12 protein-coding genes are annotated in these 14,794 nt (G+C 60.5%); 1 reads left to right on the forward strand and 11 read right to left on the reverse strand.

Annotation, left to right across the window (positions count from 1 at the left end; all coding sequences use genetic code 11):
• Nucleotides 1–47: 47 nt before the first annotated feature.
• From EC915_RS01225 to EC915_RS01275, 11 genes are all read right to left on the reverse strand, one after another.
• On the reverse strand, nt 48–1,457 hold the full coding sequence (locus EC915_RS01225; protein WP_133748707.1) for a lipid II flippase MurJ: 1,410 nt from the start codon (nt 1,455–1,457) through the stop codon (nt 48–50).
• Nucleotides 1,458–1,466: 9 nt separating this feature from the next.
• Nucleotides 1,467–2,288 carry an acyltransferase gene (locus EC915_RS01230; RefSeq protein ID WP_133748708.1) on the reverse strand — a complete coding sequence of 274 codons (822 nt, stop codon included), beginning with the start codon at nt 2,286–2,288 and terminating at the stop codon, nt 1,467–1,469.
• On the reverse strand, nt 2,285–3,682 hold the full coding sequence (locus EC915_RS01235) for an O-antigen ligase (protein ID WP_133748709.1): 1,398 nt from the start codon (nt 3,680–3,682) through the stop codon (nt 2,285–2,287). The genes EC915_RS01230 and EC915_RS01235 overlap by 4 nt, the downstream gene beginning before the upstream one ends.
• On the reverse strand, nt 3,682–4,779 hold the full coding sequence (locus tag EC915_RS01240) for a glycosyltransferase family 1 protein (RefSeq protein WP_133748710.1): 1,098 nt from the start codon (nt 4,777–4,779) through the stop codon (nt 3,682–3,684). The genes EC915_RS01235 and EC915_RS01240 overlap by 1 nt, the downstream gene beginning before the upstream one ends.
• Complete coding sequence (locus EC915_RS01245; RefSeq protein ID WP_133748711.1) at nt 4,770–5,984, reverse strand: glycosyltransferase family 4 protein; 1,215 nt, start codon at nt 5,982–5,984, stop codon at nt 4,770–4,772. The genes EC915_RS01240 and EC915_RS01245 overlap by 10 nt, the downstream gene beginning before the upstream one ends.
• 2 nt (nt 5,985–5,986) lie before the next feature.
• Nucleotides 5,987–7,300, reverse strand: coding sequence for a cellulase family glycosylhydrolase (locus EC915_RS01250; RefSeq protein WP_133748712.1), 1,314 nt, complete (start codon nt 7,298–7,300; stop codon nt 5,987–5,989).
• On the reverse strand, nt 7,301–8,479 hold the full coding sequence (locus tag EC915_RS01255) for a glycosyltransferase (protein WP_133748713.1): 1,179 nt from the start codon (nt 8,477–8,479) through the stop codon (nt 7,301–7,303).
• A gap of 1 nt (nt 8,480) precedes the next feature.
• On the reverse strand, nt 8,481–10,475 hold the full coding sequence (locus EC915_RS01260; RefSeq protein WP_133748714.1) for an exopolysaccharide transport family protein: 1,995 nt from the start codon (nt 10,473–10,475) through the stop codon (nt 8,481–8,483).
• Nucleotides 10,476–10,493: 18 nt separating this feature from the next.
• Nucleotides 10,494–11,267 (reverse strand): polysaccharide biosynthesis/export family protein, encoded by a 774-nt coding sequence (locus EC915_RS01265; RefSeq protein WP_133748715.1) that lies wholly within the window; start codon nt 11,265–11,267, stop codon nt 10,494–10,496.
• Nucleotides 11,268–11,441: 174 nt separating this feature from the next.
• Nucleotides 11,442–12,896, reverse strand: coding sequence for a mannose-1-phosphate guanylyltransferase/mannose-6-phosphate isomerase (locus EC915_RS01270; RefSeq protein ID WP_133748716.1), 1,455 nt, complete (start codon nt 12,894–12,896; stop codon nt 11,442–11,444).
• Nucleotides 12,896–14,332, reverse strand: a complete 1,437-nt coding sequence (locus tag EC915_RS01275; protein WP_133748717.1) for an undecaprenyl-phosphate glucose phosphotransferase — start codon at nt 14,330–14,332, stop codon at nt 12,896–12,898. Before EC915_RS01275 ends, EC915_RS01270 begins: the two co-directional genes overlap by 1 nt.
• A gap of 205 nt (nt 14,333–14,537) precedes the next feature.
• Between EC915_RS01275 and EC915_RS01280 the strand changes: the two genes are divergently transcribed.
• Nucleotides 14,538–14,756, forward strand: coding sequence for a hypothetical protein (locus tag EC915_RS01280; protein ID WP_133748718.1), 219 nt, complete (start codon nt 14,538–14,540; stop codon nt 14,754–14,756).
• Nucleotides 14,757–14,794: the final 38 nt, after the last annotated feature.

Raw genomic sequence — 14,794 nt, forward strand, 5'->3', positions numbered from 1 at the left:
ATTCCGGATGCACTGAAACCCAAGCGTATTTTGAACGTTCAAACATGTCATGCCCGCCGCCACGGCCTGAGCCATAGCGCCAGCCCCACCAGCACTACCGCGCCATACACGCAGCTCAACCCCAATTGCAGCCATATACTGCTTAGCGGATGTAGCACTGTCGCGGCCAGGAGCATGATTGCCGCGCCAGATAGCCATTGCTGACGCCATGGCAGTGGGTTGAGCAACTGCTGACGGCGCATCAGCAGCACGCCAGTCAGGATCGCGCCACACACAGCGGCCATGGCGATACCGATAAGCCCCAGGAACAACGGCAGAATCATTAGCAGCGCAGCGTTGAGCAGGCTGCCGGTCAGTTCGCATTTGAGCGGCAGCCGCGTATCGCCCGCCGCATAGGCGTAACGGGCCAGCAAGGCGTTCCAGGCGCCGAACATCAGAGGCACGGCAAACCAGCCCAGCAGTTCCGGCAACGGCCCAGCAACTGCCTGATTCGGCAGCAGCAGCGTGACCAGTGCGCCCGATGCGCCAATCAGCCCGGCCACGGCGGGTACGGTGAGCAAGGTCGCGCTGCTAAGACCCTTGCGCAGCAGCGCCATGCGTTGATCGCCTTGGGTGCCGCTCATCAAACCCAGTAGCACCTGATTCAGGCTCATCAGCGCAATCAACGGCAGATTGATCAGCTTGCGCGCCAGGTTGACCCAGGTTACCGCGCCTTCGCCCAATAGCGACGCCACCATGCGCTCCATCAGCGCCAGGCCTTGGCTCGCCAGATTGCTGCTGAGCAATGGCCCTATGCGCTGCAGCAACTCGCGACCTGCGCCTGGCGCCTGTGTCCGGCGCCAAGGTTGCCAGCCGTCCCGCAGCAGCGCTGGCAGCAGGACACCGGGCATCAGCACGCTGCCCAGCAGGCAGGCACCGGCCAGACCCGTGGGCGACGCGTCGTGGCGCATCATGGCCAGATAGATCACCGGCGGCAGATTGAACAGCAACGATCCAAGGCCCGCCAGGGCAAAGCGCGAACGGGCCTGCAAAGGGACGCAGAGCAGGGCATGCAGCAGAAACCCTGGCGCTGACCACGCCAGCCAGTGCAGCGAGCTGGCTGCCACAGCGTAACCTTCATCGTCCAGTCCCGGCCCGATCAGGCGCACCCAGAGTGGCGAGGCCACGCTGAGCAAAACGCCCAGCCCCAAGCCGCACAACAGCACCTGTGGCGCCAAGGCTGCGAGCCAGTTGCGCTGTTCCTGCGTTGAACGTTGCTGATAAAGCGGCAGCGCTGCGGCACTCAACAGGCCTGCGGCCAGCGCCATGCGCAATGCTTCGGGCAGAAACAGCGACACCAGAAACGCATCGCTGCGCCCGCCAGCGCCCCATGCCGCGACCAGCAGCCACTCGCGGGCAAAGCCTGCTGCAAGCCCTGTGAGAGTGGCCAGGGTCAGCCATAAGGTCGAACCGAACACGGAGCGAACTCAGTGGAACAAAGTGAACAGGCCTTTGCCGCCCACTTTGTAATTGAGGCCACGGGCACGTTCACCTTTGATCTCGGCGTTCGGGCCGCTGACGATGGCATAGGGCGCGATGGCCTTGGACACCACTGAACCGCCCCCGACCACCGCACCTTCGCCGATGTCGGCGCCGAATGACAACAAGGCCCGACTGGCGATCCAGGCATAGTCACGGATATAGACCGGGCCGCCCACTGCCCAGAATTCCGGAGCCTTGAGGTCATGCCCGCCGGCGATGATCAGCACATGGGACGCGATGGTGACGTGGTTGCCGATGATCAGGCCGCCCCGTGCGTCGAGCTGGCAATGCCAGCCGACGGTGCTGTCCTCACCGATGCGCAGGCCATCGACTCCGAGGATTTCCGTATTGCGCCATACCGTCGAGCCTTTGCCGATTTTCGCCCCACCCACACGCAGCCAGAACAGGCGCAGGGTGTGGCTGGGTATCTTGCAGATGAGGATGTTGTAGGCCTGCTCCCAAGTGCGCAGCATGCGATCCCGCAAGGTCGGCCAGTTGATCCCGTAGAGCGGGATCAGGGCGCCGGCGGTTTCCCGAGTCAGCAACCGATAAAAGCGCCGGGCCAGCGGCGGCTCGATGCGCGACTGAATATCCAGATAGCTGATGAAGCACAGGGTCTGGTCTTTGATCCGGGTTTCGAAACACACTTCGTTTTCCAGCATCCAGTCATAGGTGCTCTCCAGCTCCCCGGCGCTGACACCCATTTTGCGCGCGTATTCGGGCAGGGCCTGACGCAGATTGTGCGAGTGCATCATGCGGTGCTTCATGGTCTTTCCCTCAAATCGGATGCAGTGCGCTGCGCTGTTTGTTGCAGGCGCCGGGCTTCATGCAGGTTCAAGCCCAGCAGCAGCCAGAACACTGCAATCAGCACCATGGTGAAGCTGAAATAGTGGTCAAAGAGGCCGCTGACCAAGGCCGCCATGACGCCAACCCGCGTGCCCAGCCAGATCGCGGTATCCCGGTTCAACGCCACTGCGTTGCGCGGCAGCCTGGCCTCGCGCCACCAACTGACCGTGACCGCGACGAACAGCAACATGCCGGGCACGCCAAGCTTGTAAATGTAGTTCAGCCACAGGTTCGAGATGCCCCACAGGCGAGTCCCGGGGATCGGCGGATCGACCTTGAAACCGATACCCAGCGGGAACATGCTCATGGCCTCCGGGAAGTGTGAATATTCTGCGAAGCGCACCGTGGTACTCGCGTCGTCGGCGGTGAAAAGCCCCATCAGACGCTCTTGCAGGGGCGGATAAAGCATCATCAACAAAAAACCTATGAAGACTCCGCCCATCAGCATGCGGCCAACATAAGGCACCCGTTTACGCGCCATCCAGCACATGACTGCGATCAGGCTGACCAGGGCTCCGCGGGAACCGGTGAACAGCAGGCCGGCCAACGCCAGCAAGGCCACGGCCAATCCCAGAACACGTACCGCCCCTTGACGGGTAGCACCGATGCAGAATGCCAGTGGCAGCAGCATCGCCATCGCGCCGCCGGCGATGTTCGGGTGAGTCCACGGGGTGCCCATGCGGGTCGAAAAGCCGCTGAGGCCTTGGTTGAGCGTATCCAGATTGCTGTAGCCCAAACCACCGATGATGGCAATGATCGCTGTCGAATTGCCGCTCTTGAGGTACACCGGGATCGACAGCAGCAACAGGCACAGCGTCCCGATCAACAACGCGACAATCATCTGTTCGCGCGAATGTTCATCGCTGAGCAGGCGTGGCACCAGAAACAATGGTGAAAGGTTGAACAGCCAGCGGACCCAATTGATCGGTCCGTTGCCTTCAACGTGAACCGTCAGTTGCCCGACCACGAACGGCAGGGCGCTGAACAGCATCAGTGCGATCATCCAGCGTTCGGTGCGCAGCAGATTCAGCGGCGGGGTATAGAGCGTGAACAGACGGTGCGCCAACAGGCTTGCCCAGACCAGCATCAGCAACGCCTCTGACACGGTGGTGCGGATGCCGATCTGCACCGTTGCATACGGCAAAAATGTCGACAGCACGCCGAACAGCAGCAGCCCGCGCAGCGGACGGCGGATGATCGTGAGGGCCGCCGCCACACCGATCAGAGCCGCCGTCACCTGGATTGGCGACAATAGACAGACCAGCACACCAAACACCAGTGCAATCAGTACGCCCACGGGCGTCGCGAGCGGCATCAGCGCAATTCCTCGACCATTTCGTTGAAGCGGCGACGGAAAGCGGCGACGCTATAGTTGTCCGCCCAGGCTTTGAGCGGGGCGCAATGCTCAGGTTCTGCCGTAGACAACACGCCCATCAGTCGCACCAGCGCGGCAAGGTCTGTGGGCGAAAACCGGGGGCTGTCGTGCGGCGTCACCTCATCCAGTGACGAGCCGGTGGCCACGGCTACCGGAGTGCCAGCGCTCAGGGCTTCGACCACTGGCAAGCCGAAGCCTTCGCCATACGAGGGTTGCCACAGCCGTAGTGCCTGTTGATAGACATGGTGCAGCTGGCCGTCGCTGATACCACTGATGGCGTGCAGTCCCGGGGTCTCGCGCTGTGCTGGCTGGAGGCAATCGCTGCCGCCGATCAGTACCAGGTCCGGGGTCCTGGGGAATTGTCGGCGGGCGATCTGCCAGGCGTCGAAGAAGAACGGGATGTTCTTGCGCGGCTCACGGGTGCCGACGCACAACCAAAAGCGCTCTGGCAGCGGCGTATCGAGTTCGACGGGCGCCGCCCTGAAGCCTTCCACGACATGGGGCATGACCCTGATTTTGCTGCGGGCATGGGGAAACAGGCGCACGGTTTCGTCGGCGGTGAATTGCGAGGGTGCCCAGATACGATCGGCGGCTCTGACCGAGTGACCGATGGAGAGTCGATCGGTCAGGCCATAGATCATTGCCTTCAGTGTCGAGCCATGGTTGTTCTTAATGGTCAGTTGAAACAGGTCATGCAATTGCAGGACGTAGCGCATGCCCGTGGGCTTGTGGCCAATGGGCAAGCCCATGTTCATGTTCGCCACGTAGACCTCGATCTCGGCCTCGCGCAGCGCGCCAGGCAAAAACTGCGCCTCGAAACGCAGGCGCTCGGGCAGACGATGAATGCCGTTGAGCGGCGTGGCCCACGCGGGGCAGTGTGCGATGCGCCGGATAGCATGGTCATAAGGCCCCACGCTAAACAGCTGCAACTGCACATCGGAGTGCGCGCGAAAGGCCTCTTCCAGAGCGATGTTCTGCCGCCCGATGCCGCTGTTGGGGAAGCCCGTCGCGGGCCGGTAATCCAGTCCTACGCGCATACGTGCGTGTCCTCCTGCTTGTGTAGCTGTGAGTAGATACTTTCCAGCTGTGCGGCGGACACCGACCAGTCGTGGTATTGACGCACATAGGCCCGGCCGGCCTCGCCGATTCCGGCCAGCCGCGCAGGCTGTTCAATGGCTTCAGCCAGCATCCGGGCCAAGCCCTGGGCATCGTCACAGCCCAGATAATGGGTGCCGTTGATGACCTGCAGCCCTGAACTTCCCTGCTCGGTAGTCACGACCGTAAGGCCTGCGGCCATGGCTTCCAGGACCTTGAGTTTCGAGCCGCCGCCTTCGCGCAGGGGTGCAAAGAAGATTGCCGCTTCTTTTTGTACCGTGCGCAAGTCCGGGATGTAGCCAAGCCAGTCGATGCGCGGATCTGCCCAGCGCTGTGGCCAACTGTGGGGCAAGGCATATCCGCCGATGGTCAGGCGTACCATCGGGTCGATCTGCCAGACCTTGGGCATAATCTGTTCCAGCGCCCATTGCACGGCGTCGACATTTGGCCCGTACTCGTAATTGCCAATGAACAACAGGCGGCGACTGTAGCGGTCCGGGTTGACCTGGGCGTAGTAGTCGCAATCCACGCCATTGACCACCAGACGGGTCGCACGCGAGGTCATGCGGGTCAGGCCCTTGGCATCATCTTCAGTCACGGCGACCAATTGGCGGGTCTGCGGGAAAATACGCTTTTCCCACTGCCGATAACGCCATTGATCGAAACGCACGAACGGCCGCGCCCAGCCGGGAAAGCCCAGGTAACTTGCCGCCCCCAGGCCCGACTCGATGTTGTGCTCGACCAGAATAAAAGGTTTGCCGGATTGCCTGAGCGGCGCTTCGAACGGCTGGAAGGCATAGCTGTGCTGAATCTGGATCACGTCCCAGGGTTCTTGCAGCAGGGTCTCGAACTGATCCTGCAGTGTTGGCGAAAAGCCATTGACGCTGGCCAGCATCGGCGGGTGTGCGAAGACCACCGCCAGCAACGTGCGCAGACTGCGTAACGGCCGTCGCGGCACCACGATCAGCCGCTCCAGCCACGGTTCCAGCGCATCGCGCGCAGCGTCGTCGAGTGCGGCTTTGGACTGCACCAGTAAAGTGATGCGATGTCCGCGGGCTGCGAGGTTATGCAGCAGGTGATATTCCCGTGTCTTGCCGCCGCTGGTGGTGGGCCAGGGTAAGTAGGGCAGTGTCCAGAGAATTCGCATGACTAGGGTTTCCAGGCCAGGACTTGCAGAGTGGCGGCCAACGGCATTGTCACGCCTTTGGCATCGGCCAGGTCGCGCCGGTTGCCGGTCAGAGGGTCGTACAAGGTGGCAGTGGTGATGCCGGGCAAATTCAATGGCGCGCTGCTGGCACTCCATGCCATCAGCAGGTGCGTGCCGTCGGGCTTGTCCCAGGCAATAGCGAACAGATCCGCCGGCATCGACGTGGCCGGTGGTGGATCGGCCGGTTGCAGGGTCGGCCCGGTGACATCGAGAAAGTTTTTCAGCGCGGTGTAGACAGGCTTGGGTTCGCCGTCCAGATCCAGCAGCCCGTAACTGCGGTCGCGGACGCTGGCGCGCTGATCCAGATCGCTAAGGTTGAACAGGAAGATGCGCTGATAATCCATGGTGCTCATCATCGCCAGACGACGCAGGGTGTAATCGGCCTGGCCGTCGACGCCGACCAGGTGCTGCATCTCCACCGGTCCGCTGTAGCTCGACCAGCCCCATTCGGTCGCCCACACCTGGCTGACACCTGCATCATGCAGGCTTTTGTTCAGGGTGTTGGCGAGTGTCAGAAAATCACGATCGGTCACCGAGTCCCCTTCCGGGTATTCGGAATACGGATGGTAGGCGGCGATGATGTCCTGACTGGCCAGGCCCTGATCGACCATCGACTGCAGCATCGAGCGAGTCGAGCCGCGTACCTGACCGTAATACGCAACGCCTGCGGTGACGATCGGCTTGCCTGGGAGTGCGCTGCGAATGGCACTGGCCGTGGTGGTGAGCAATTGGTAATAGGCCACCGGATCCGCCTGGGGCAGCCAGACAATGTTCGGTTCGTTCCACACCTGCCAGTGACTGACTTGCGGGTAATGCCCGGCAAGCGCGGTCATGCGTTGGGCGAAGAGGCTGTTATCCCGGGGCGGGTATTGACCCGGATTGGTGGCGCCTTGCGGCGCGCTGCTGGCAAACGTTGGTGAGCCGACCATGTAGGCCACAGTGTTGTAATTATGGAGGCGGGCGGCGCTCATCGCGGCATCCAGGTCCGTGAGGTTGTACTGCCCCAACACCGGTTCCAGCACGGGCCAATGCAGGGTCCAGCGAATCCAGTTCAGGCCCAGTTCGTCGAGCCGGGTCATTTGTTTGTCGTAGACCTGCGAGGCGAAGTACTGGAACTGTACGTTGACCCCCAGAAAATCCTTCCAGGTCACGGCGCGTTGCCCGCGCAACAGGACTTCAGCCTCCGCTGGCGGGGTAACGCAGGTCAACACACTGGCGCTGAGAACCGCCATCGCCAATAACGCTTTGCTCTTCATTCAGCGTACCTCGCAAGCATGTTGGAAGATTTCGCGAAAGCGCTCGGCCGTCAGGCTCCACACCCGCTCCCGACCCAGGACCGCGGCCCGATCAGCCCACACCTGAGCCATTTGCGGCTGTTCGCACAGGCGCGACAGGGCATCGGTCAGCGCTTGAACATTGCCCTGCGGATAGATGTCGCCGTTGCCGTGGGACACTTCCTCGGCGAACGAGCGGGCGTCCGAGGTGATCACCCCACGCCCGCAGGCTGTGGCCCACGACAACGCGCCGCTGGTGCCCCGCAGCGTGCCGAGAATCTTCAGTTTGCTCGACTCCCGGTAGGGCAGAACCATGACGTGGTGGGCCTGGATCACCTGAGGGATCTGCGCCGCGGGTAGATCCAGGTGCCAGCTGGTCAAATCCGTGAGCCCCAACTCGCGGATACGTTGGCGCAATTGCTCCAGATAGCTGCCGGAAGGGCCGAATGCCATTTCCGGTTCACTACCGCCTGCCAGGGTCAGCCGTACTTGAGGGCGCAAAGCGGGTTTTGCCACGAACAGCCGGGCGAGGGCCTCCAGCAGATCCTCGATGCCTTTGCCACGGTAGATGAAGCCGAAGTAGAGCAGTTTCAGGGGTTGCAGCGGCGGCAGCGGCACGGGTGCGATGGACAGGTTGCCGTGGGGAACCACCGCCATTTGCGCTTGCCGCAGCCTCATGCGTTGTTTGAGGCTGCGGTTGCCAGCCTGGGTCAGGGTAATCAGACGCGTCAGTTGTCGCGCCAGCTGACGCTCCTCGTGCAGACACAGCGGGTCTGCCAGGACGGTAGCGACTTCCGGCAAGGGCGAGCGCAGCGATGCCATCATCGACAGTGGCCACGGCAGGTGTTGCCTGCGCCAGACCAGCCGCTCCGGGTCGTGCACCGTCGCAGTCAGGGGCAGATGCGGAAAACGCTGGCGCAACGCTAGCAAGGCATGGAATTCGGCGAGGCGTCCGCCACCGATTTCAGCGTGCACCAGATCGAAATCGTGCCAGTCGACCTCATTCACCCGCTGTCGGGCGGCCTGGGGATCGTTGCCGACACCTTGCAGCGGGGTTCTGACACGCACGCCCAGATCCTCAAGCGCCTGCTTCAGATGACCGGCGTAGTCGGCGATGCCATTCTGCTCGGGCGGCAGCGGGGCGAGGAGGGCGATCTGCATCTCAGGATTGACTCCGATAGCGGCCAAGCCAGGTCAACACTTTCTGCGGGATCTGGAAATGCCGACGATTAAGGATGACGCCGTCAACGCGGCCAAAGGCTGTGGACAGGGTAGCGAGAGCATTCTGCAGCTTCGGCACTGTGGATTTATCGGCTTCCAGCACCAGCACGATCAGGTCGGCGTCGCGCAGGTGGATGAACGTTTCCTGGCGCGTGAAAAAGGCCGACGCGTCGATGAGCTGGATTTCACCTGGTTCTACTGGTCGGTCATCACCAACACGAACGCGGTGACCCAACTCCTGCAATAGATCGCGCAGATGTTCGACGATGAACGTCACCCCTTCGCCGGAATGGGCCGAAGTCATGCCGATGCTCAGGCCTCGCTGCGGCACCTGCTTGAGCGGCAGCACACTGTAAAGGCGATAGAGGCTGGCGGTGAACGCACTACGGTGCTGTGGCCCCTGCGTACCCAGGTCCTGCAGCGTTGTCCAGACTGGCACGCCGAATTGGGGCTCGATCTTGTCGGCATCGTGAATACGTTGATCCAGCAGGTAGAACAGGTACATCGCCAAGGCGCCGACGCCCAGGCTCAAGGGAATCGCCACTAACAACAGCATCAGGCTTTTCGGAAAGACCTTGCTGGGGTTAAACGTCGCAGGTTCGATGACTGCAATGTTGCTGATGCGTTTGTTGTCCAGCTCCTGATCGATGCGGGCTTTCTCCAGGCTGTCGGTATAGAGCGTGTAGTTCTTGGCTTCGGCTTCCAGTTCGCTCTGCAGGTGTGAGAACTGCGGTTCGAGATCCAGCGCCCGTTGCCGGTCTTTTTCCAGCTGCGCCAGTTGCCCGTCCAGTTGTTGCAACTGGACCAGCAACCGGGCATAGCTGGCCTGCTGGTCGTTCAGGATGTTCTGCAAACGGGTGAATAACGGGTTGGGCGCAATGTTTTCGGTTCTCTGCACCGTGGTGCTCTGGCTCGACCACAGGGCCTTGAGGGCCTTGATTTCGTTGTCCAGGGCCTGGACCGGTGGTGCACTTTCCTTGAATGAGCGCAGCAGCTCCTGCCGCTCGACTTCCTTGCTGTTGATCCGGTTCTGCAGGTCCTGGCGAGTGGGGTTGAGCGCCAGCTCCTTGCCGGAACTGATCAATCGAGTCTGCTTGTTGATCTGTTCCTGAATCTTGCCGATCCCGGCCTTGGTCGCGGCGAGGGAGCGCAGGGTGTTGTTGCGCTCGGTGCGCAAATCGTTGAGCCCCTGAGCGACATCGGCCAGGCGCTGGGTAATGCTGATGGCTCCCAATTGGTTGAGCAGGGTCTGAATCTGATGCTTGTGAGAAAGAATATTGGCCTGGGTGTCTTTGACCGCCTGCTCATAAAAGGCATACAGGCTGACGCGTCCGAGGGTGCGGGTTCGCTCTTCCTGATAGCGCTCGACCCAGTTGGTCAACACTGCCTGGGCAATCTGCGGGTCGTTCCAGGTCAGCGTCAGCTCCATGACGGAAGATCCCGGATCATGGCTCACCTTGAAGTTTTTCTGCATCTCTTCTGTCAGACGGTCTTCGGGCGTGCGCTGCGCCAGCAGTCCCATGACCTCCAACATCCTGCGCATGGCATTGGCCAGCCAGTCGAAGGCGATATTGGGGGCATTCTTCAGGGTCGCCATGAACCCGGAAGGCTGTGAAGCATGTGCCAGCGTTTCCATGTATTGCTGCGCCACCAGACCCGTAATCGGGCGGCCGGTGATCATGCGTTCCTCATCCAGCAGCGGATCGCGCAGAGCGCTGGGCGTGGCGATGGACTGGCGGTCGGCCAGCTCGATCGGCACGGTGCTGGTGTCGCGTCCCGGCTTGATCAGCAGCAACGCAGTCGATTCATAGCGGCTGGGCAATAGAAAAGCACCCAGCACGATGATGGTGAAGGTCGCGATGACGGTGATGCGTATCTCGCGGCGAAAAATGAAAAACAGGCGTAACAGGTCGCGGAATGAGCGAATGGTGATCATGTCGGCAATCCCTTCCGATTAATTGCTGTCACGCAAGTTGTAATTCACCCCGAAGCCCAGCGATTTCGAGAAGGGAATCAATTGGTTGAAATACATGTTCACGCCATCAACCTTGTTGCCGACCGTGGACTTGGGGACGAACACAATATCACCGCGCTGTAGCAGCACCGGGGCGCTCGGGCCACCGCTGCCTGCATAGAGCAACTTGCTGTAATCGAAGAAATAGGTCTTGTAGAGGCCATCGTCGCCCTGGCGCAGTAAGGCCACCTTGCTGGCATCGGCATCGGCGTTGATTCCACCAACGCCCACCAGCGCCTGTTCCAGGTTGGTGGCCACTGGAACCGGCAGATTGGATGGATTGCGCACGGCCCCGCCGACGAACACCACATTGCTGGGCGCCTGACTGATGTTGATGGTCAGGGCGGTTTCCCGATAGACCGGCGCCAGCTTGCCTTCCAGCTCGGTGATCAACTGCGGGATGGTCAACCCGGCGGCCTTCACTGAACCGATGTAGGGGTAGGAAAAGGTGCCGTCGTTGAGCACCGGGAACAGCGTCAGCTCATAGATCGAGTTCGCGGTAAACGCCGAGATCGACGGCGCTTCACCGGTGTTGCGCACGATACGCAAGGTATCGCCGGCATGGATACGCTCGGGCGGCAATGGTTTGCCCGCCAAGGCACGGCCCGCGTCCTGCGCCGCCTTGATCTCGGGTGAATCGGGCAGCCCGATCCGTGCGGGCGTGTTGCATGCGCACAGCAGCACGGCGCTGGCAAGCAGCAGCGTGTACTTCATTGGTCCAAAACTCCTGTCATCCATGAATAAGGCTCCCTTACGGGTAAAACGATCATGTTGGCGAGACTGCCAAGCCCAATGTTTTTGATGTCGCGGTGTGAAGTATCCGGTGTTGCCGTTGCCTCGCACGGTTCAAGGCCGCGACGCGCGCGACCTTGGTCGTGATGCTGTCGATCAGGTTTTCGGTGCGTCCGGAACCCGACCGTAGACGTCGGTAAAACGCACGATGTCGTCCTCGCCCAGGTACTCGCCGCTCTGGACTTCGATCATCACCAGATCGATCACCCCCGGATTGACCAGACGGTGGCTATGACCGGGCTTGATGAAAGTCGATTCGTTGGTGTCGAGCATGAATTGGCGCTCGTTATTGGTCACTCGGGCCATGCCGCTGACCACGATCCAGTGCTCGCTGCGGTGATGGTGCATCTGCAACGACAACGACGCCTGCGGTTTGACCACGATGCGCTTGATCTTGAAGCGTTTGCCTTCCTCCAGCACCGTATAAGTGCCCCACGGACGCGTCACGGTGTTGTGCAACAGGTACGCCGGATGACCTTGGCGCTTGAGTTCCTGGGCGATCAGTTTGACCTCCTGAGTGCGCTCGGCATCGGCGATCAGCAGCGCATCCGGGGTATCAATGATGATCAGGTTGTCCAGGCCTACGGCGCCGACCAAGCGTTTCTTTGAGTCGATGTAACAGTTGGTGACATCGTGCAACACCACCTGACCGTTGCACTGGTTGCCATTCTCGTCGGCGGGTGCCAGTTCACGAATGGCCTGCCACGAACCGATATCGCTCCAGCCGAGTTCGCAAGGCACGACGGCGACTTTTTGCGAGCGCTCCAGCAGCGCATAGTCGATGGAAATGTTCGGTACCTCGGTGAAGGTGGCGGCGTCCAGTTCGGTCTGCGATTCGTGGTCGCCTACCTTGCTGAGACTCTGCGCGAGGCATTGCCGTACCGCATCCAGCACGTCGGGGGCATGGGTTTCCAGTTCCCGCAACAACACGTCGACGCGCATGCAGAACATCCCGGCGTTCCATAGGTGCAGACCGTTCTTTAGGTATTCGCTGGCGGCGGCGGCATCGGGTTTCTCGACGAAACGCGCGACCTGGTAGCCTTTCTCATTCAGGGCCTGGCCTTTTTCGATGTAGCCAAACCCGGTTTCGGCACGGGTCGGAACCAGGCCGAAAGTCACCAGCCAACCCTCTTCGCAAAGGGCCTGCGCCGTAGCGACCGCCCCAGCGAATGCGTCGAAATCGCTGATCAACTGGTCGGCGGGGAGGATCAGCAGTTGCGCGTCATGACCGTGCAGGGCTTGCACATGTAAAGCGGCGGCAGCGATCGCCGGCGCCGTGTTGCGGCCAAAGGGTTCCAGCAAAAAGTCCAGCTGGATCTTGTGTGCATTCAACAATCGATACTCATCGACAGTGCGAAAATACACTTCGCGGTTGGTCACCGTCAGCAGGTGGTGCACACCCGGCAGGCCGCTGGCACGTTTGAAGGTTTTCTGCAGCAGACTTTCGTCATCTGGCAATCGCATGAACGGTTTGGGCATTGCTTCACGGGAGACTGGCCACAAACGGGTGCCGGCGCCGCCGGCGATAATGCAGGGAATCAGGGTGCCCATCAGTAGGCCTCTCGAGAGAAAAGCACTGCCGGAACAGTGCGCAGAAGGATGTAGAGATCGAACCACACGGACCAGTTTTCGATGTATTCAAGATCGAACTCGATGCGCTTTTCGATTTTTTCCACGGTATCTGTCTCACCACGAAAGCCGTTGATCTGCGCCAGTCCGGTGATGCCCGGCTTGACCCGATGACGCGAGGTGTACTCCTTGACAGCTTGCTCGAACAAAATGCCGGCGGCCTTGGTGGCCGTGGCATGTGGGCGCGGCCCCACCATCGACATACTGCCCGCGAACACGTTGAACAACTGCGGCAACTCATCCAGGCTGGTCTTGCGAATGAAGCGCCCGACCCGCGTGATCCTGGCATCACCCTTGACGGTCTGTTGCTCGGCGGTTGCATCAGCCTGATGGCTGTACATCGAGCGGAATTTGCACACAGTGATCAAGCGGTTGTTGTAGCCATAACGCTTTTGCCAGAACAGCACCGGCCCTCTGGAGTCCAGCTTGATCGCCAATGCGATCACCAGCAGGATCGGGGACAACAGCAGGATAGCAAGGCTCGAGAGCAGCATGTCCTCGGTGCGCTTGAACAACGGCGACCAACCGCGCAAGGGCACTTCCGAGGCATTGAACATCGGCAGGCTGGCCACTTCGGTGATGCGGTTATGGGCGTGCCGGAAGGCCACCATGTCCGGAACCAGCAACACGTTCACAGGCAGACGTCGCAGCTCGCGAATGATGTAATTCATGCGGTTTTCGGCCGACCAGGGCAGGGCGACCAGCACCTGAGTGACCTTCTCTTGGCGAATCAGGACTTCCAGGTCGCGGATGTTGCCCAGCAGGGGCAGGTTGACCATGGTTTTTGGCAAACGGCCGATGCGGTCGTCAATGAAACCCAGAACCCCCGAGCGGATATCCTGGTTCTGCAGCAGGTATTCGGCCAGCCGTTGGCCATTTTCGGTGGCGCCGAGGATCACTGCGTTCTGGAGGAAGAATCCGCGGGCCATCAGATGCTTGAAGATCAACAGCAACAGCAGGCGCTCTACGCAGAACATCACCAGGCTGGCGAGGAACCAGGCCATCAGTTGTCCGCGGGTGACGTAACCGAACAGCGCCATGGCATGTTGCATGAAGAGCAGGACACAGAATGCCGAGGACCAGATGAACAGGATCATCTTGAAGCGAGAGCGATTGCTGAAGATGCTTTCGGAATACACCCCGAGTGCCTGGAACATGAGCACGCAGACCACTGCGAACAGCACCTGCAACATCAGATAGCTTTGCGGGACTTCGGAAAGTCCGTCTTGCCAGAAGCAAAGGATCAAGAGGCCGGGCAGAATGCAGGTCACTCCATGGACCAGCCTGACGGCGAACAGGAAATACTCGATCAGACTCGTGCGGCTGAGCAGAAGACTGTCGACCGGTTGCAGTCGCATGGGGGCATCCTCATATCTTCGATCCGTGAATCCATGACTGACCTATCCGCTGAATCGGCAGAAAATGTCAATATAGTGACGTTTTTTCTATCTTTTCCAGAAAAAGCCAATATTTTGTCGATTAAGCGCTCTGTCGAAAGGCATTTCAATCCCAGCAATGAGAAGAAGCTTCGTTGTTCTCATTTCTGATGCAGGACTACTTCCAATGCGGATCGGTTATTCCCTCAAACGAGTGCTGGGGGTGAGTAAAGCCCATGAAACAGGCACTGTCATGGTGGCCGATAGCATAGAGCCAGCTGAACCTGCGTGTTTTGAGCAGGTGTCAGGCAGCGCGATAGGGATAGGATCCAATATCTGCGGGCGTCCGGGATGGGCGGTGGAGATAAAAAATATTTTTGCGGTGGGCTTTTTCGTCAGGGCGTGAGGTCAATATTTGACGCAGTGAATCGTATAACGGAGTGA

It is taken from the genome of Pseudomonas sp. LP_7_YM (assembly GCF_004364435.1).
Lineage (GTDB): Bacteria > Pseudomonadota > Gammaproteobacteria > Pseudomonadales > Pseudomonadaceae > Aquipseudomonas.

Excerpts from the sequence above, each read along its gene's own strand:
- EC915_RS01230 (WP_133748708.1), bottom strand. The coding sequence starts at position 2,288 with ATGAAGCACCGCATGATGCACTCGCACAATCTGCGTCAGGCCCTGCCC.
- EC915_RS01235 (WP_133748709.1), bottom strand. The coding sequence starts at position 3,682 with ATGCCGCTCGCGACGCCCGTGGGCGTACTGATTGCACTGGTGTTTGGT.
- EC915_RS01240 (WP_133748710.1), bottom strand. The coding sequence starts at position 4,779 with ATGCGCGTAGGACTGGATTACCGGCCCGCGACGGGCTTCCCCAACAGC.
- EC915_RS01245 (WP_133748711.1), bottom strand. The coding sequence starts at position 5,984 with ATGCGAATTCTCTGGACACTGCCCTACTTACCCTGGCCCACCACCAGC.
- EC915_RS01250 (WP_133748712.1), bottom strand. The coding sequence starts at position 7,300 with ATGAAGAGCAAAGCGTTATTGGCGATGGCGGTTCTCAGCGCCAGTGTG.
- EC915_RS01255 (WP_133748713.1), bottom strand. The coding sequence starts at position 8,479 with ATGCAGATCGCCCTCCTCGCCCCGCTGCCGCCCGAGCAGAATGGCATC.
- EC915_RS01260 (WP_133748714.1), bottom strand. The coding sequence starts at position 10,475 with ATGATCACCATTCGCTCATTCCGCGACCTGTTACGCCTGTTTTTCATT.
- EC915_RS01265 (WP_133748715.1), bottom strand. The coding sequence starts at position 11,267 with ATGAAGTACACGCTGCTGCTTGCCAGCGCCGTGCTGCTGTGCGCATGC.
- EC915_RS01270 (WP_133748716.1), bottom strand. The coding sequence starts at position 12,896 with ATGGGCACCCTGATTCCCTGCATTATCGCCGGCGGCGCCGGCACCCGT.
- EC915_RS01275 (WP_133748717.1), bottom strand. The coding sequence starts at position 14,332 with ATGCGACTGCAACCGGTCGACAGTCTTCTGCTCAGCCGCACGAGTCTG.
- EC915_RS01280 (WP_133748718.1), top strand. The coding sequence starts at position 14,538 with ATGCGGATCGGTTATTCCCTCAAACGAGTGCTGGGGGTGAGTAAAGCC.